We start from the raw sequence: 16,025 nt of genomic DNA on the forward strand, positions 1-16,025 counted from the left end.
AGTGGTCGTGAGCGACAGCGACGCCAGCGGCGGCGAGCAGGAGCAGGACGGCGCCGGGCAGAAGCCCGAGAGCCCGTCCCGTCCCGTGACAGCTGCCGCCCGGCGTGAGCGCCGTGCGACCGCTCGCCCGGCGGGGAAGTCCGCGGCACGTGCGGACGACAAGACCCGTCCGGCCGGGAAGTCGGGGGAGAAGACCGCCCCGGACGCGAAGGGCGCTCCGACTCCGAAGCGGGACCAGAAGCCGAAGAAGGCCTCCGTGTTCGCGCGGCTGGTGCGCTTCATCCGCGAGGTCTGGGCGGAGCTGCGCAAGGTCATCTGGCCCAACCGCAAGCAGATGGTCACCTACACCGTGGTCGTGCTCGTCTTCGTGGTGTTCATGGTGGGCCTGGTGAGCGTGCTCGACCTGGCATTCAAGTGGGGCATCGGCAAGATCTTCGGCTGACGCGCCCCGGCGCGCGCCGAATGGGGCCCAGGTCCCGGCCTTGGCCCGCAATGATCAACTGAGAGGACGGAACGTGACCTCCGACAACGGCACAGCAGCCGGTCACGACCTGACCGAGCTTTCCGACGAGCAGGTGCACGCGGCACTCGGTGACGAGGAGTCCGCGCACCTCGAGCCCGTCGACGTGTCGGACTCCGAGGTCGACGACGCCGAATCCGGTGCCGACGCCGCAGCTTTCGCCGACGAGGACGACGACGTGGCTCCGGCCGACGCGGCCGAGGCCGAAGCCGAGCCCGCCGCGGACGACGAGGACCCGGTCGCCAAGCTGCGCTCCGAGCTGCTCGCCGCGCCCGGCGAGTGGTACGTCGTGCACTCCTACGCCGGGTACGAGAACAAGGTGAAGACCAACCTCGAGACCCGGACCCAGACCCTGGACGTCGAGGACTACATCTTCCAGATCGAGGTCCCGACCGAAGAGGTCACCGAGATCAAGAACGGCCAGCGCAAGCAGGTGCAGCGCAAGGTGCTGCCCGGCTACATCCTGGTCCGGATGGACCTGAACGACGCCTCGTGGAGCGCGGTGCGCAACACGCCCGGTGTCACCGGGTTCGTCGGCGCCACCTCGCGGCCGTCGCCGCTGACCGTGGACGAGGTGCTGAAGTTCCTCGCCCCGAAGGTCGAGAGCGACGCCCCCGCGAAGGCGGGCAAGGGCGAGTCCACCGCGACCGCGGCCCCGCTCGGTGGCCCGGCCGTCGAGGTCGACTTCGAGATCGGCGAGTCGGTCACCGTCATGGACGGCCCGTTCGCGACGCTGCCGGCGACGATCTCCGAGGTCAACATCGACGGGCAGAAGCTGAAGGTCCTGGTGTCGATCTTCGGCCGGGAGACCCCGGTCGAGCTGTCGTTCAACCAGGTCTCCAAGATCTGACGGCCGCCCGGTCGGCCGCAGTTCCCGCGTCCACGGCAGGTACGCGGGGGACGTAGTACAGGACAGGAAAAGAAATGCCACCCAAGAAGAAGAAGCTTGCGGCGATCATCAAGCTGCAGATCAAGGCGGGTGCGGCCAACCCCGCGCCGCCGGTCGGCCCCGCGCTGGGTCAGCACGGCGTCAACATCATGGAGTTCTGCAAGGCCTACAACGCCGCGACCGAGTCGCAGCGCGGGGACGTCGTCCCGGTCGAGATCTCCGTGTACGAGGACCGGTCGTTCGACTTCAAGCTGAAGACGCCGCCGGCCGCGAAGCTGCTGCTGAAGGCCGCGGGCGTGGAGAAGGGCTCCGGCGAGCCGCACAAGACCAAGGTCGCCAAGGTCACTTGGGACCAGGTCCGCGAGATCGCCAAGACCAAGGAGACCGACCTCAACGCGCACGACATCGACCAGGCCGCGAAGATCATCGCCGGCACTGCTCGGTCGATGGGCATCACGGTCGTCGACGCCTGACGTTCGCAGCAATACCCGTGGGAGAGCCAAGTGCTGGCTCTGACACCACACTGATCCGTTTTTGAAGTAAGGACAGAAGCATGACCAAGCACAGCAAGGCTTACCGCCAGGCTGCGGAGCTCATCGACAAGGCGCGGCTGTACGCGCCGCTCGAGGCCGCGAAGCTGGCGAAGGAAACCTCCAAGACCAAGATGGACGCGACCGTCGAGGTCGCGATGCGTCTCGGTGTGGACCCCCGCAAGGCCGACCAGATGGTCCGCGGCACCGTGAACCTGCCGCACGGCACCGGTAAGACCGCCCGCGTCATCGTCTTCGCCGTCGGCGACAAGGCCGCCGAGGCCGAAGCCGCCGGCGCGGACGCGGTCGGCACCGACGAGCTGATCGAGCGCATCCAGGGTGGCTGGCTCGACTTCGACGCCGCGATCGCGACGCCGGACCAGATGGCCAAGGTGGGCCGCATCGCCCGCATCCTCGGCCCGCGTGGCCTGATGCCGAACCCGAAGACCGGCACGGTGACCCCCGCGGTCGAGAAGGCCGTGAAGGACATCAAGGGCGGTAAGATCAACTTCCGCGTTGACAAGCAGGCCAACCTGCACCTGGTGATCGGCAAGGCTTCCTTCGACACCGAGAAGCTGGTCGAGAACTACGCCGCCGCGCTGGACGAGATCCTCCGCGCCAAGCCGTCGTCGGCGAAGGGCCGTTACCTGAAGAAGGTCACCTTCACCACCACGATGGGCCCGGGCATCCCGGTCGACCCGCTGCGGACCCGCAACCTCCTCTCCGAGGAAGCTGCAGTCTGAGTCTGAGATCACCAGAAAGGGCGTCCCCGCTTGCTGCGGGGGCGCCCTTTCTTCGTGTCTTATTGACAGCATGCCGACTTTCGCGTCGTTCGACGGGCTCCGGTTGCACTACACGGTGTGGGAGGGCGACGGCGCCCACCGCCCGGTGCTGCTGCAGCACGGTTTCGCCGCGGACACGAACGCGAACTGGATCTCCACGGGGGTCGTCGCCGCCCTGCGTTCGGCCGGCTTCACGGTGATTTCGCTGGACGCCCGCGGCCACGGCCGCTCCGAAAAGCCGCACGACGAGTCCCGCTACACCGAGGACGCGATGGCGCGGGACGTCTCGGCCCTGCTCGACGAGCTGGGCCTCGACGAGGTCTCGATGGTCGGCTACTCGATGGGCGCGATCATCGCGCTGACGGTGACGGCGGCGGACAAGCGCATCCGCTGCCTGGCCACGGGCGGCGTCGGTTCGGGCATCGTCGACTTCGGCGGCGTGGACCTGCGCGTGCTGAAGCCGGCCGACATCGCCGTGGCACTGCTGGCGGAGGACCCCGCGTCGGTGCCGCCGTCGGGGGTCCCGTTCCGTCTGCTGGCCGACGCGGTGGGCGGCGATCGCCGGGCGCTGGCGGCGGTGGCGTCGGCTTCCCGGCAGGGGCGCCTGGACCTGTCGGCGATCGGGGTGCCGACCCTGGTCCTGGCGGGAGAGCAGGACCAGCTGGCAGCCGAGCCGGAAAGACTGGCGGCGGCGATCGCGGGGGCAAGACTGGTCCGCATCCCGGGCGACCACATGACGGCGGTGATGTCACCGGCGTTCGCGGAGGCCGTGGTGTCGTTCCTGTCGGCTCCGCACCCGCGCTAGCGGCTGGTCGGTGTCGGCGGCAGGCAGGGCGTGGGCTCGTTGGTGTGCTCGACGATCAGCCACTGGCCCTTCGGCACCTTCGCCACGGTGAACGCGCCGAGCGCAGGGCCGCCTTCGATGCCGAACTGGCACGAGCTGATCGTGAACCGGTCGCCGGGAATCGGTTCCGAGACGTACGACGGCATCGATTCGGCGTACTTGTTCTTGTTGGTGACCTTGCGGTTCAGCTCGTGCACGGCGACCTGGCAGTCCGCGTAGCCCAGGTCCTGGGCGAACTTCTGCTGGATCGGCTCGTCCATCCGCCCGCACGCCTGCGGCACGAGGTTCTGCGCGATGGCGTCGTAGACCTCGCGGACGGCTTCGTACGGGCTCGTCGAAAGAATGTGGTTGGTCTGGTACTTCCCGCCGCCCTCCTGGGCGAGCTGGGCGGAGGTCTTGCCCGAGTCGTTGGGGAAGAAGTGGTTGTACAGCCACGTGCCGGCGATCGCGAGGAGGATGAACGCCAGCACCCAGGCGATGACCTTCTTGCCGAGCCAGGTGACCCACTTCGGTGCCCGGCGGCGCTCGACCGGGACCAGCTGGTAGCCCGGTGGGATCACCGGGGGCTGGGACGCCGGCGCCTGGACGACGCCCGTGTCGGGCGTGGGGGCCGGCTGGGTGCCCTGCTGGGCCTGGGTGAAGCGCAGGTAGTCCTGGAACTGCTGGAACTGGCGGAACTGCTCCAGCTCGGCCGGGTCGGCCGGTGGCTCGGCGGGTGCGCCGGACGGCTGGGGGAGCGCGGGCCTGCCGTGGCCCGCGGTGGGCGTGTTCGGGCCCGCCGGTTCGATCTCCGCGCCCGGCTTTCCGTCATCGCGCTGCTCCGCCACGTCACCATGATGCCCCCCGAAGCGACGGCCGGAACCCCCAGGCGTCCTAAACGCAGGTCAGGGCCGGGGGTGCGAACGGCCCTCCGAACCCGTCGCGTACACTTGACGATGGTTCTACCGAAGACCGCTGGTTTTCCCCGCCCCAACGGGGAACGAAGGTCCCGCACTCGCCGGGCGGCCCGCGCAGGAGGAACGAGGCTCCGGCACGTATGCCGGAATGACGCCCCGCGCCTGTCTGCGCGAGGGCGTTTCGTCGTTTCGGGGGCCCCTCGATGCCAGTGGAAACACTAGCCAAGAGAGGAGGCGACCATGGCGAAGCCCGACAAGGTGGCGGCCGTCGCCGAGATCGCGGAGAGCTTCCGCACCAGCTCGGCCACCGTCGTTACCCAGTACACCGGCCTCTCCGTGTCCCAGCTGTCCCAGCTGCGCCGCGCTCTCGGCACCAGTGCCAAGTACCGGGTCGCGAAGAACACCCTCGTCAAGCGTGCCGCCGAGGACGCTGGCGTCCAGGGGCTCGAGGACCTGTTCGTCGGCGCGACCGCCATCGCCTTCGTCGAGGGTGAAGCGGTCGACGCCGCCAAGGCGCTTCGCGACTTCGCGAAGGACAACAACGCGCTTGTGATCAAGGGCGGCTACATGGACGGCAAAGCGCTGTCCGTGGACGAGATCAACCGGATCGCCGATCTCGACAGCCGTGAGGTCCTGCTCGCCAAGGCGGCGGGCGCGTTCAAGGCGAAGCTGTCCCAGGCCGCCGCGCTGTTCCAGGCGCCGGCGTCCCAGGTCGCCCGCCTGGCTGCCGCGCTGGAGGAGAAGCAGCGCAACGCCGCCGGTACCGAAGCAGCCGAAGCACCCGCCGAGAGCTGAACCACCCCCCACCCCGAACGTCTAGTTCGTTTTTCTGAGAGGAAGCCATCATGGCGAAGCTGAGCACCGCCGAGCTGATCGACGCCTTCAAGGAGCTGACCCTCCTCGAGCTGTCCGAGTTCGTGAAGGAGTTCGAAGAGGTCTTCGACGTGACCGCCGCCGCGCCGGTCGCCGTCGCCGCCGGCCCGGCCGCCGCCGCTGCCGCCCCGGTCGAGGAGCAGGACGAGTTCGACGTCGTCCTCGAGGGCGCCGGCGACAAGAAGATCCAGGTCATCAAGGTCGTCCGCGAGGTCGTCTCCGGTCTGGGCCTGAAGGAGGCCAAGGAGCTGGTCGAGGCCGCTCCCAAGGCCCTCCTGGAGAAGGTCGACAAGGAGGCCGCCGAGGCCGCCAAGGAGAAGCTCGAGGCCGCGGGCGCCAAGATCTCCATCAAGTGATTCCGGGCGCGCCAGCGCCTGTGCACCACCTCGAGAAGGGGCGGGCATCCACGCGGATGTCCGCCCCTTCCGTTTTGCCGGAAAGTGCCCGGATGTTGCGACGGCGAGCTCCGACGCGACTTGATGACCATGACCGACCCCGAGCACCTCGAGCTCCTCGCCCAGCAGCTGACCGGCCGCACACCCCTGCTCACGCTCTCGCCGGCGGCCGTGGCCGCGCCCTTGCTGGTACTGCTGGTCGTGGCCGCCTTGACCCTGCTCGCGGCGGTCCACTGAGGCCGGTCCCCTAGGACCGCTGTCCGAATGGCCCCGAGCCCCTAAAACGCGGGTACGGGGCCACGCAGCTCTGCGCCGTTGCCCCGTTTGGGCTACCGTGCTGCCAGTTGGCGATCACGGCGGGGTGACGATGAACCCGGGGCTGGCCAGAAAAGAAAACTGGTGAGTAACCTGTTCGCACTCAGCTCGTTGCACCTGGTTGACGCGGGTTCGTGGGCGCCACCGGCCCACACTCGCCGCCGGCGTGGGTGGCAGGGTGTGGCAGCGGGCGCAATGACGCGGAACAGCTCCTGGAGGTGCGATGGGTGCCGAGGTGGTCATCGAAGGTCTGACGAAGTCCTTCGGTAAGCAGACCATCTGGCGGGACGTCACGTTGACGCTCCCCCCGGGCGAAGTGTCGGCCATGCTCGGCCCGTCAGGGACCGGCAAGTCGGTCTTCCTGAAGTCGATGATCGGGCTGCTCAAGCCCGACCGCGGCCGCTGCATGATCAACGGTGTCGACATCGTCACCTGCTCCGAGCACAAGCTGTACGAGATCCGGAAGCTCTTCGGCGTCCTCTTCCAGGACGGCGCGCTGTTCGGCTCGATGAACCTCTACGACAACGTGGCCTTCCCGCTGCGCGAGCACACGAAGAAGTCCGAGACGGAGATCCGCCGGATCGTGCTCGAAAAGCTGGACATGACCGGTCTGAACGGCGCCGACAAGAAGCTGCCGGGCGAGATCTCCGGTGGGATGCGCAAGCGCGCCGGCCTGGCCCGTGCCCTGGTGCTCGACCCGGAGATCATCCTGGTCGACGAGCCGGACTCGGGTCTCGACCCGGTCCGCACCACCTACATCTCGCAGCTGTTCCTCGACGTCAACGCCCAGATCGACGCGACGTTCCTGATCGTCACCCACAACATCAACCTGGCCCGCACGGTGCCGGACAACCTGGGCATGCTCTTCCGCAAGGAACTGGTCATGTTCGGCCCGCGCGAGGTGCTGCTGACCAGCGAAGAGCCGGTCGTCAAGCAGTTCCTCAACGGCAAGATGCAGGGCCCGATCGGCATGTCCGAGGAGAAGGACAGCGCCCAGATGGCCGCCGAGCAGGCGATGTTCGAGGCCGGGCACCACGCGGGCGGGGTCGAGGACATCAGCGGGGTGCCGCCGCAGATGCAGACGACGCCGGGCGTGCCCACCCGGATGGGTGCCGTCCGCCGCAAGGACCGCGTCATGGAGATCATGCACCGGCTGCCGCCGGCCGCGCAGGAAAGCATCATCGAGTCGCTGAGCCCGGAGGAGCAGCGCCACTACGGTGTGCGGCCGCACCGCGGGCAGCCGCAGCAGGTCGGCGCCCGCCCGCAGGGTGACGGCGTCCCGAACCAGCACCACGGGCAGCTGCCCGCCGACCAGGTGGCGCGCATCCCGGGCGGCGGGCAGCCGCCGAGACAGGGCACGCACCGCGTGCCACCACGCGACAACGGGCCAGGTGGCCGGTGAGTTCTCCCGCAACACAGGCGAAGATCCCCGGGATCGGCATGCTCCGCGAGACCGGGAACCTGTTCGCTCTCGGCCTGGACATCGTCCGCGGCCTGTTCCAGCGCCCGTTCCAGCTGCGGGAGTTCATCCAGCAGTCGTGGTTCATCGCGAGCGTGACGATCCTGCCGACGGCCCTGGTGGCCATCCCGTTCGGTGCCGTCATCTCGCTGCAGTTCGGGTCGCTCGCCCGCCAGCTGGGCGCGCAGTCCTACACCGGCGCGGGCTCCGTGCTCGCCACCGTGCAGCAGGCCAGTCCGCTGGTCACCGCGCTGCTGGTGGCGGGCGCGGGCGGCTCCGCCGTCTGCGCCGACATCGGCGCCCGGACCATCCGCGAAGAGATCGCCGCCATGGAGGTCCTCGGCGTCTCCGCGGTCCAGCGGCTGATCGTGCCGCGCACCCTGGCCATGATGCTGGTCGCGCTCCTGCTCAACGGCATGGTCAGCGTCATCGGCGTGCTCGGCGGCTACTTCTTCAACGTCGTGCTGCAGGGCGGGACGCCGGGCGCCTACCTGGCGAGCTTCTCCGCCCTCGCGCAGCTGCCCGACCTCTGGGTCGGTGAGCTCAAGGCGCTGATCTTCGGGTTCATCGCCGCCGTCGTCGCGTCCTACCGGGGCTTGAACCCCTCCGGCGGCCCGAAGGGCGTCGGGGACGCGGTGAACCAGTCGGTGGTCATCACGTTCCTGCTGCTGTTCGTCGTGAACTTCGTGATCACCCTGATCTACCTGCAGATCGTGCCCGGAAAGCTGGACTAGCGCCATGACGTTCCTCCAGGGCGCTAAACGCGTCGTCAACCGACCCCTCCAGACGCTGGACACCCTCGGTGACCAGATGTCGTTCTACGGCCGCGCGCTGCTGTGGACCCCGCGCACGCTGCGCCGCTACACCAAAGAGGTCCTCCGGCTGCTGGCCGAGGTGAGCTTCGGCTCCGGCTCGCTGGCCGTCATCGGCGGCACGGTCGGGGTGATGGTCGGCCTGACCCTGTTCACCGGTGTCCTCGTCGGCCTCCAGGGCTACTCGGCGCTGAACTCGATCGGGACGTCGGCCTTCACCGGCTTCCTGACCGCGTTCTTCAACACCCGCGAGATCGCCCCGCTGGTCGCCGGGCTCGCCCTGAGCGCCACCGTCGGCGCCGGGTTCACCGCCCAGCTCGGCGCGATGCGGATCTCCGAGGAGATCGACGCCCTGGAAGTCATGGGCGTGCCGAGCCTGCCGTACCTGGTCACGACGCGGATCATCGCCGGGTTCGTCGCGGTCATCCCGCTCTACATCATCGGCCTGCTGAGCTCGTACCTCGCGTCGAGACTGGTCGTCATCTACATCTACAACCAGTCGGCCGGCACCTACGACCACTACTTCGACTTGTTCCTGCCACCGCAGGACGTGCTCTATTCGTTCATCAAGGTGCTGCTGTTCAGCGTTCTGATCATCCTGTCGCACTGCTACTTCGGGTACCGGGCGACCGGTGGCCCGGCCGGTGTCGGCGTCGCGGTCGGCAAGGCCGTGCGGCTGTCCATCGTCACGGTGTCGATCATGAACTTCTTCATCGGGTTCGCCATCTGGGGAACCGACGTCACGGTAAGGATCGCGGGATGAGGACGCTCCGACGCAGGCTGCTCGGCCTGCTGCTCATCGCCGTGATGGTCGGCGGGGTGGCGCTGTCCATCGCGCTCTACGACAAGGCGTTCACGCCGGTCGTCACGGTCAAGCTGCAGGCCGACAAGGTCGGCAACCAGCTGATCAGGCAGTCCGACGTCAAGGTGCGCGGGCTGATCGTCGGCTCGGTGCAGGACATCGTCGCCTCCGACCACGGCGCCGAGCTGACCCTGGCGCTGCAGCCGGAGTCCGCGAAGCTCATCCCGGAGAACGTCTCGGCGCGGTTCCTGCCCAAGACGCTCTTCGGCGAGCGGTTCGTCTCGCTGGAGATCCCGAAGGACCCGTCGGCGAAGACCCTCGCCAGCGGGGACGTCATCCCGCAGGACCGCACGTCGAGCGCGGTCGAGCTGGAGCAGGCGTTCTCCCACCTGATGCCGGTGCTGCAGGCGGTGCAGCCGCAGAAGCTGTCGGCGACGCTCACCGCGATCTCGACGGCGCTGCAGGGCCGCGGCGACCAGCTCGGCGACACGCTTTCGCAGCTGGGCACCTACATCGGCGAGCTGAACCCGCACGAGCCGGAGCTGCAGCACAACCTCAAGGCGCTCGCGGAGTTCTCCGACCACCTGAAGGACTCGGCCCCGGACCTGGTGCAGAGCCTGGACAACCTGAGCACGACGACCCGGACCGTGGTCGACGAGCAGCAGAACCTGTCGAACCTCTACGGCAGCCTGACCCAGGCCTCGGTGGACCTGCAGACGTTCCTGCAGAACAACAAGGACAACATCATCTCCCTCGTCGACACCGCCCGGCCGACGGCCGAACTGCTGGCGAAGTACGCGCCGGAGTACCCCTGCGTGATCTCCCAGATGGCCAAGAACGTGCCGCTGATCGACCAGGCGCTGGGCAAGGGCACCGACAAGCCCGGCCTGCACGCGACCATCGAAATCATCGTGCCGCGCGCGCCGTACCAGGCGGGCAAGGAAGAGCCGCGGTTCGACGACAAGCGCGGCCCGCGCTGCTACGACATCAAGGACATCCCGAAGCCGTTCCCGTCCGAGCCGCCGGACGGCGCGTTCAAGGACGGCACGCTGCACCAGGCCGCGCCGAAGAGCGCCGGCGAGGGCCTCAACCCGGCCAAGTTCAAGGCCGACGCGGCCGGCAACGGCGGCAGCGGTGGTGATCTGGCGTATTCGACGGCGGAGCAGGGCTTCCTGGCCGATCTCCTCGGCCCGCAGCTGGGCATGACCGCCGCGGACGTCCCGGGCTGGAGCTCGCTGCTCGTCGGCCCGCTGTACCGGGGTGCGGAGGTGACGGTCAAGTGAGGGGCCTGCTCGCGCCGCTGATCAAGCTCGGCATCTTCGTGGTGGTCACCGTGCTGTTCACGACGATCCTCGGGATCAGCATCGCCAACATCAACACCACCAGCACCAACGCCTACAAGGCCCGCTTCACCGACGCGACGCTGCTGCTGCCCAACGACGACGTCCGCATCGCCGGCGTCCGGGTCGGGCAGGTCAAGGACGTCAAGATCGTCGACAAGCGGCAGGCCGAGGTCGAGTTCGAGGTCGACGCCGGCCGGACGCTGCCGGCCGGGGTGACCGCGCAGATCAAGTTCCGCAACCTGGTCGGGCAGCGGTACGTCTCGCTCGGCGAGGGCGACGACAGCACCGGCAAGACGCTCAGCCCCGGCGGCACCATCCCGCTGGAGCGGACCACGCCGGCGCTGGACCTGACCGAGCTGTTCAACGGTTTCAAGCCGCTGTTCACCGCGCTCAACCCCGAGGACGTCAACAAGCTGTCCTACGAGGTCATCCAGGTCCTGCAGGGCGAGGGCGGCACCGTGGAGAGCCTGCTGTCGCACACGGCGTCGCTGGCCACCACGATCGCCGACAAGGACCAGGTGATCGGCGAGGTCATCGACAACCTCAACTCGGTGCTCGACACGGTCAACGCGCACACCCCGCAGCTCAACGACCTGATCATCAAGCTGCAGCAGCTGGTGTCCGGGCTGGCCGCCGACCGCAAGCCGATCGGCGACGCGATCGAGAGCCTCGGCACCCTCGCCCAGACCACGTCCGGGCTGCTCGGCGAGGTCCGCGAGCCGCTGAAGAACGACATCGACGCGCTCGGGAACCTGACGAGCGCCCTCAACAAGAACGAGCCGGAGCTGGAGCACTTCATCCAGTTCCTGCCGACCAAGGTGAGCACGCTGACCCGCACCGCGGACTACGGCTCCTGGTTCAACTTCTACGCCTGTGAGTTCTCCGGGAGCGTGAGCTTGCCGCCACTGATCAACGACGTGCCGATCCCCCTGGTGCCCCTCAACCGGGAGAGGTGCAAGGGATGAAGTCGTTCCAGAAGCGCAACCCCGTGCCGATCGCGCTGGTCGGGATCGTCGTGCTGGCGCTGGCCTTCACCGCCGCGCTCAACTCCGAAGACCTACCGGTGATCGGCGGCGGCACCACCTACAGCGCCGAGTTCAGCGAGGCGTCCGGGCTGCAGAAGGACAACGACGTCCGGATCGCCGGCGTCAAGGTCGGCAAGGTCAGCGACATCGAGCTCGACGGCGCGTCGGTGAAGGTGTCGTTCAAGGTCAAGGACGCCTGGCTGGGCGACCGGACCAGTGCCGCGATCAAGATCAAGACGCTGCTCGGGCAGAAGTACCTGTCGCTGGACCCGCAGGGCGAAGGCGCGCTGAACCCGGGCACCGGTATCCCGCGGGACCGGACGATGGCGCCGTACGACGTGCTCGACGCCTTCCGCGGGCTGTCCCAGACGGTCGACAACATCGACACCAAGCAGCTGGCGCAGAGCTTCGACACGATCTCGCAGACCTTCGCCCACACGCCGGAGGACGTGAAGGGCGCGCTCTCGGGGCTGTCGAAGCTGTCGGACACGATCGCCTCGCGTGATCAGCAGCTGTCGAACCTGCTGGCCAACACCCGCGAGGTGTCGCAGACCCTGGTCGACCGCGACGCCGAGGTGCAGAAGCTGCTCGACGACGGCAACGACCTGCTCGCCGAGCTGGCCAAGCGCGAAGACGCGATCACCGCGCTGCTGGACGGCTCCCGCCAGCTGGCCACGCAGCTGCAGGGGCTGATCGACGACAACGACAAGCAGCTCGACCCGGTGCTGACCCAGCTCGACCAGCTGACGTCGATGCTGCAGCGCAACCAGGACTCCCTGGCCGAGGGGCTCAAGAAGTTCGCGCCCTTCATCCGCGTCTTCACCAACACCATCGGCAACGGCCGCTGGTTCGACAACTACATCTGCGGCCTGGTCCTGCCGTCGTTCGGCCCGATCAACGAAGAGGGGTGCTACACGAAATGAGTGACACCCGCTTCGGAGTGGCCCTGACCAGGGGTTTCACCATCGCGATCGTGCTCGCGCTCGTCGTCGCCGGCGGGATCTGGTGGACCCTCAAGGACGCCGGCCGCAACCACCTGACCGCGTACTTCGCCGGCGCCGTCGGCCTGTACGAGGGCAACAGCGTGCGGATGCTCGGCGTCGACATGGGCACGGTCACCAAGATCACCCCGATGGGCAACCAGGTGAAGGTCGACTTCGAGTACGACCGCTCGGTCGCCGTCCCGGCCGACGCGAAGGCGCTCATCGTGGCGCCGTCGCTGGTGTCGGACCGCTACGTCCAGCTGGCCCCGGCCTACACCGGCGGCCCGCGCATCTCCGACGGCGCGGTCATCGGCCTCGACCGCACCGAGGTGCCGCTGGAGGTCGACCAGCTGGCGGCCAGCCTGGCCCGGGTCAGCGAGACCCTCGGCCCGAACGGCGCCAACAAGTCCGGGTCGCTGTCGAACCTGCTGAACACCGCGGCGGCCAACGTCGACGGCAACGGCCAGGCCCTGCACGACACGATCACCAAGCTCGGCCAGGCGGCCGGCACGCTGTCGGGCAACAAGGACGACCTGTTCTCCACCGTGGAGAACCTCGGCAAGTTCTCGCAGACGCTGGCCGACTCCGACAAGCAGGTCCGCACCTTCGAGGGCAGGCTCGCCGACGTCAGCGGCTACCTGGCGTCCGAAAAGGACAACCTGGCCGCGACCGTGCAGCAGCTCGGCACGACCCTGACCGCGGTGCAGGCGTTCATCGACGCCAACCACGACCGGCTGAAGTCCAATGTGGACAAGCTGGCCGGCATCACCAAGGTGCTCGTCGACCAGCGCAGCTCGCTCGCCGAGATCCTGGACGTCGCCCCGGTCGGCCTGAGCAACCTGGTCAACACCTACAACGGCTCGGCCGGCACGCTCGACGCCCGGCCGAACCTCAACGAGCTGACCCAGCCGCCGCTGGTGATGATCTGCCGGCTGCTCAAGCAGGTCGGCACCAACAGCATCCCGGACGTGCTCGGCAACGCCTGCGAGAGCATCGCCGGCGTGGTCGACAAGGTGATCCCGCTGCCGTCCGTGGCGCAGACCGTGCAGGCCCTGCAGTCCGGTCAGCTGCCGCCCTTGCCGCTGCCCATCGCCGGGCAGCTCTACGGAGGTGGCCAGTGAAGAAGCTACTGATCGCCGGGGCCCTGGCCACGGCGTCCGCGCTGGTCCTGTCCGGGTGTGCGTTCAAGGGCATCTACGACCTGCCGCTGCCCGGTGGCGCCGACCTCGGCGACCACCCGTACACGGTGAACGTCGAGTTCCGGGACGTGCTCGACCTGACCCCGCAGGCCGGGGTGAAGGTCGACGAGGTGCCGGTCGGCCGGGTCGAGAACGTCGGGCTCACCAAGGACGGCTGGCACGCGCTGGTCACGCTGCGGGTCAACGGCGGCATCAAGCTGCCGGCCAACGCGATCGCCAACGTGAAGCAGTCCAGCCTGCTCGGTGAGAAGTACGTCGAGCTGGCTTCGCCCGGCGACGACCAGGCCCGCGGCAAGCTCGCCGACAACGCGACCATTCCGCTGGCCCGCACGAACCGCAGCGTCGAGGTCGAAGAGCTGCTCGGCGCGCTGTCCCTGCTGCTCAACGGCGGTGGCGTCGACCAGCTGAACACCATCACCAAGGAGCTCAACAACGCCACGTCCGGCCGCGAGCCGGACATCAAGGCGTTGCTGGACAACGCGAACCAGCTGGTGACGAACCTCGACAAGCAGTCGAAGAACATCACCCGGGCCATCGACGGGCTGAACCGGCTCTCCTCGACCCTCAACGGCCAGAAGGACAAGCTGGTCGGCGCGGTCGACAACCTCGGGCCCGGGCTCGGCGTGCTGGAGCAGCAGCGCGGCCAGCTGGTCACCATGCTGCAGGCGCTGGACAACCTCTCCGGTGTCGCCATCGACACGGTGAACAAGTCGCAAAAGGACCTCGTCGCCGACCTGAAGGCGCTGACGCCGACGCTGCAGAAGCTCGGCGAGGCGGGCAACGACCTGCCGAAGGCGCTGGAGATCCTGCTGACGTTCCCGTTCAGCGACCAGGCCGTCAACGGCGTCAAGGGTGACTACTTCAACCTGTTCGCGAAGGTGGACCTGAACCTGAAGACCGTCGTCGAGAACCTGGGCAACAGCCGGCAGAACGCCCTGGCCGGGCAGCTGCCGCTGGCCGGCCTGACCGGCGGGGTCCAGGGCACGCCGGCCAACCAGCCGCCACCGCTGCCGATCCCCGGCACGGGGCAGCAACAGTCGAAGCCGGGCCTGGGCAACCTCTTCGGGCTCCTGCCGGGAGGTGCGGGCTGATGCTGATCCGCCGGACGAAGATCCAGCTGATCGCCTTCGTGGTGATCTCGGTCGTCGCGATCGTCTACGCGCTGATCCGGTTCGCCGGGCTCGGCAGCGTGTTCGGCAACGACGGCTACACGGTGAAGCTGCAGCTCAACGAATCGGGCGGCATCTTCACCAACGCCGAAGTTACCTACCGCGGCTACAACATCGGCCGCGTCGGCGAGATGCGGCTGACCCAGACCGGGCTCGAAGCCGACCTGAACATCGACCCGTCGGCGCCGAAGGTGCCCGCGGACCTCGACGCCGTCGTCGCCAACCGGTCGGCCGTCGGTGAGCAGTACGTCGACCTGCGGCCCAAGGCCGACCAGGGCCCGTACCTCGCGGCCGGCTCGGTGATCCCGGCGGCCAAGACGACCACGCCGGTCAGCACCGACCGGCTGATCGGCGACCTCGACACGCTCGCCGCGTCGGTCCCGGTCGACTCGCTGCGCACGGTCGTCGACGAGTCCTACGACGCCTTCCGCGGCACCGGCGGTGACCTGCAGAAGCTGCTGGACACCGCGCGCAGCTTCACCACGACGGCGCAGCAGTACCTGCCGCAGACGATCCAGCTGCTGGACGCCGGCGGCCAGGTGCTCGACACGCAGAACGCCGAGGCGGCGAACTTCGCCTCGTTCAGCAAGAGCCTCAACGAGCTCACCGGCACGCTGAAGAACTCCGACGGCGATCTGCGCAAGCTCATCGGCGTCACGCCGCAGGTGGCGTCCCAGATCAGCCAGGTGCTGGCCGAGTCCGGCCCGGGCCTGGGCGCGCTGACGGCGAACCTGCTCACCACGGCCAACCTGACCGTGACCCGCCTCGACGGGATCGAGCAGGGCCTGGTCACCTACCCGGCGCTGGCGGGCGCGGCGAGCAGCGTGGCGCCCGGCGACGGCACCGCGCACCTCGGCTTGGTGCTCAACCTGTTCAACCCGCCGGCCTGCACGAAGGGGTACCTCCCCTACTCGAAGTACCGCCCCGGGAACGACCTCTCGGCGAAGCCGGCGAAGGAAGACGCGTACTGTGCCGAACCGAAGGGCAGCCCGATCAACGTCCGCGGTTCGCAGAACGCGCCGTACGGCGGGGTGCCGGTCGCGCCGTCCGACAGCGACGTCTCGGCCAACGCGAACCGGCCGGCCGAAGAGCTGGCCGAGGAGCGGAACACCCGGGGTGTGCCGGGCATCGTCGGCAGCCCCGGCGTCAGCCTCACCAGCCTGGGCTCGCTGCTCGGCCTGACCTGACG

General features: G+C 68.6%; 18 protein-coding genes. 17 read left to right on the forward strand and 1 reads right to left on the reverse strand.

All coding sequences use genetic code 11. From position 1 onward, the window contains the following. The first annotated feature begins 1 nt into the window (after position 1). The 5 genes from secE to ACFVYA_RS01240 all read left to right on the forward strand — a co-directional run bounded on the left by secE (position 2) and on the right by ACFVYA_RS01240 (position 3,526). Entirely contained in the window at positions 2–442 is a 441-nt protein-coding gene (gene secE / locus ACFVYA_RS01220; protein ID WP_285988036.1) for a preprotein translocase subunit SecE, read from the forward strand. Positions 443–515: 73 nt separating this feature from the next. Continuing rightward, positions 516–1,370 carry a transcription termination/antitermination protein NusG gene (gene nusG, locus ACFVYA_RS01225; protein WP_387041005.1) on the forward strand — a complete coding sequence of 285 codons (855 nt, stop codon included), beginning with the start codon at positions 516–518 and terminating at the stop codon, positions 1,368–1,370. A gap of 74 nt (positions 1,371–1,444) precedes the next feature. Beyond that, positions 1,445–1,882, forward strand: a complete 438-nt coding sequence (rplK, locus tag ACFVYA_RS01230) for a 50S ribosomal protein L11 (RefSeq protein WP_043781763.1) — start codon at positions 1,445–1,447, stop codon at positions 1,880–1,882. Between the two features lie 80 nt (positions 1,883–1,962). Further along, positions 1,963–2,682 carry a 50S ribosomal protein L1 gene (gene rplA, locus ACFVYA_RS01235; RefSeq protein WP_086842353.1) on the forward strand — a complete coding sequence of 240 codons (720 nt, stop codon included), beginning with the start codon at positions 1,963–1,965 and terminating at the stop codon, positions 2,680–2,682. Between the two features lie 70 nt (positions 2,683–2,752). Next, positions 2,753–3,526 (forward strand): alpha/beta fold hydrolase, encoded by a 774-nt coding sequence (locus ACFVYA_RS01240; protein ID WP_387041010.1) that lies wholly within the window; start codon positions 2,753–2,755, stop codon positions 3,524–3,526. Here the strand turns inward: ACFVYA_RS01240 and ACFVYA_RS01245 are convergent. Then, complete coding sequence (locus ACFVYA_RS01245; RefSeq protein ID WP_387041013.1) at positions 3,523–4,392, reverse strand: hypothetical protein; 870 nt, start codon at positions 4,390–4,392, stop codon at positions 3,523–3,525. The genes ACFVYA_RS01240 and ACFVYA_RS01245 overlap by 4 nt on opposite strands. Before the next feature lie 309 nt (positions 4,393–4,701). On the opposite strand from ACFVYA_RS01245, the gene rplJ reads away from it, so the two are divergent. The 12 genes from rplJ (at position 4,702) to ACFVYA_RS01305 (ending at position 16,023) form a co-directional block, all read left to right on the forward strand. Next, positions 4,702–5,256 carry a 50S ribosomal protein L10 gene (rplJ, locus tag ACFVYA_RS01250; RefSeq protein WP_285988040.1) on the forward strand — a complete coding sequence of 185 codons (555 nt, stop codon included), beginning with the start codon at positions 4,702–4,704 and terminating at the stop codon, positions 5,254–5,256. 50 nt (positions 5,257–5,306) lie between these two features. Further along, positions 5,307–5,690 (forward strand): 50S ribosomal protein L7/L12, encoded by a 384-nt coding sequence (gene rplL / locus ACFVYA_RS01255; protein ID WP_013222530.1) that lies wholly within the window; start codon positions 5,307–5,309, stop codon positions 5,688–5,690. A gap of 129 nt (positions 5,691–5,819) precedes the next feature. Next, complete coding sequence (locus ACFVYA_RS01260) at positions 5,820–5,966, forward strand: hypothetical protein (RefSeq protein WP_387041016.1); 147 nt, start codon at positions 5,820–5,822, stop codon at positions 5,964–5,966. 301 nt (positions 5,967–6,267) lie between these two features. Continuing rightward, positions 6,268–7,446 (forward strand): ABC transporter ATP-binding protein, encoded by a 1,179-nt coding sequence (locus ACFVYA_RS01265; protein WP_387041019.1) that lies wholly within the window; start codon positions 6,268–6,270, stop codon positions 7,444–7,446. 38 nt (positions 7,447–7,484) lie between these two features. Then, on the forward strand, positions 7,485–8,237 hold the full coding sequence (locus ACFVYA_RS01270) for an ABC transporter permease (RefSeq protein WP_013222532.1): 753 nt from the start codon (positions 7,485–7,487) through the stop codon (positions 8,235–8,237). 4 nt (positions 8,238–8,241) lie between these two features. Continuing rightward, the gene (locus ACFVYA_RS01275) at positions 8,242–9,078 is read left to right on the forward strand and encodes an ABC transporter permease (RefSeq protein ID WP_086842343.1); all 837 of its coding nucleotides are present in this window, start codon (positions 8,242–8,244) and stop codon (positions 9,076–9,078) included. Then, positions 9,075–10,400, forward strand: coding sequence for an MCE family protein (locus ACFVYA_RS01280; RefSeq protein ID WP_387041022.1), 1,326 nt, complete (start codon positions 9,075–9,077; stop codon positions 10,398–10,400). Before ACFVYA_RS01275 ends, ACFVYA_RS01280 begins: the two co-directional genes overlap by 4 nt. Next, positions 10,397–11,425, forward strand: coding sequence for an MCE family protein (locus tag ACFVYA_RS01285; RefSeq protein WP_285988044.1), 1,029 nt, complete (start codon positions 10,397–10,399; stop codon positions 11,423–11,425). Before ACFVYA_RS01280 ends, ACFVYA_RS01285 begins: the two co-directional genes overlap by 4 nt. Continuing rightward, complete coding sequence (locus ACFVYA_RS01290) at positions 11,422–12,408, forward strand: MCE family protein (protein WP_285988045.1); 987 nt, start codon at positions 11,422–11,424, stop codon at positions 12,406–12,408. The genes ACFVYA_RS01285 and ACFVYA_RS01290 overlap by 4 nt, the downstream gene beginning before the upstream one ends. Beyond that, positions 12,405–13,589: an MCE family protein gene (locus ACFVYA_RS01295; protein ID WP_387041026.1), complete on the forward strand. Its 1,185-nt coding sequence runs from the start codon at positions 12,405–12,407 to the stop codon at positions 13,587–13,589. Before ACFVYA_RS01290 ends, ACFVYA_RS01295 begins: the two co-directional genes overlap by 4 nt. Then, a complete protein-coding gene (locus tag ACFVYA_RS01300) occupies positions 13,586–14,758 on the forward strand; it encodes an MCE family protein (protein ID WP_285988047.1) in 1,173 nt (390 codons plus the stop codon). The genes ACFVYA_RS01295 and ACFVYA_RS01300 overlap by 4 nt, the downstream gene beginning before the upstream one ends. After that, complete coding sequence (locus tag ACFVYA_RS01305; RefSeq protein ID WP_285988048.1) at positions 14,758–16,023, forward strand: MCE family protein; 1,266 nt, start codon at positions 14,758–14,760, stop codon at positions 16,021–16,023. Before ACFVYA_RS01300 ends, ACFVYA_RS01305 begins: the two co-directional genes overlap by 1 nt. Positions 16,024–16,025 lie beyond the last annotated feature (2 nt).

Origin of the sequence: Amycolatopsis sp. NPDC058278 (assembly GCF_042881395.1) — a bacterium.
Classification (GTDB): Bacteria; Actinomycetota; Actinomycetes; order Mycobacteriales; family Pseudonocardiaceae; genus Amycolatopsis.

What these genes read in the sequence shown, in the direction of transcription:
- rplL (WP_013222530.1), top strand. Translation starts at nt 5,307, where the DNA reads ATGGCGAAGCTGAGCACCGCCGAGCTGATCGACGCCTTCAAGGAGCTG.
- ACFVYA_RS01240 (WP_387041010.1), top strand. Translation starts at nt 2,753, where the DNA reads ATGCCGACTTTCGCGTCGTTCGACGGGCTCCGGTTGCACTACACGGTG.
- ACFVYA_RS01260 (WP_387041016.1), top strand. Translation starts at nt 5,820, where the DNA reads ATGACCGACCCCGAGCACCTCGAGCTCCTCGCCCAGCAGCTGACCGGC.
- rplJ (WP_285988040.1), top strand. Translation starts at nt 4,702, where the DNA reads ATGGCGAAGCCCGACAAGGTGGCGGCCGTCGCCGAGATCGCGGAGAGC.
- ACFVYA_RS01275 (WP_086842343.1), top strand. Translation starts at nt 8,242, where the DNA reads ATGACGTTCCTCCAGGGCGCTAAACGCGTCGTCAACCGACCCCTCCAG.
- ACFVYA_RS01305 (WP_285988048.1), top strand. Translation starts at nt 14,758, where the DNA reads ATGCTGATCCGCCGGACGAAGATCCAGCTGATCGCCTTCGTGGTGATC.
- rplA (WP_086842353.1), top strand. Translation starts at nt 1,963, where the DNA reads ATGACCAAGCACAGCAAGGCTTACCGCCAGGCTGCGGAGCTCATCGAC.
- ACFVYA_RS01265 (WP_387041019.1), top strand. Translation starts at nt 6,268, where the DNA reads ATGGGTGCCGAGGTGGTCATCGAAGGTCTGACGAAGTCCTTCGGTAAG.
- ACFVYA_RS01280 (WP_387041022.1), top strand. Translation starts at nt 9,075, where the DNA reads ATGAGGACGCTCCGACGCAGGCTGCTCGGCCTGCTGCTCATCGCCGTG.
- ACFVYA_RS01270 (WP_013222532.1), top strand. Translation starts at nt 7,485, where the DNA reads ATGCTCCGCGAGACCGGGAACCTGTTCGCTCTCGGCCTGGACATCGTC.
- rplK (WP_043781763.1), top strand. Translation starts at nt 1,445, where the DNA reads ATGCCACCCAAGAAGAAGAAGCTTGCGGCGATCATCAAGCTGCAGATC.
- ACFVYA_RS01295 (WP_387041026.1), top strand. Translation starts at nt 12,405, where the DNA reads ATGAGTGACACCCGCTTCGGAGTGGCCCTGACCAGGGGTTTCACCATC.
- ACFVYA_RS01290 (WP_285988045.1), top strand. Translation starts at nt 11,422, where the DNA reads ATGAAGTCGTTCCAGAAGCGCAACCCCGTGCCGATCGCGCTGGTCGGG.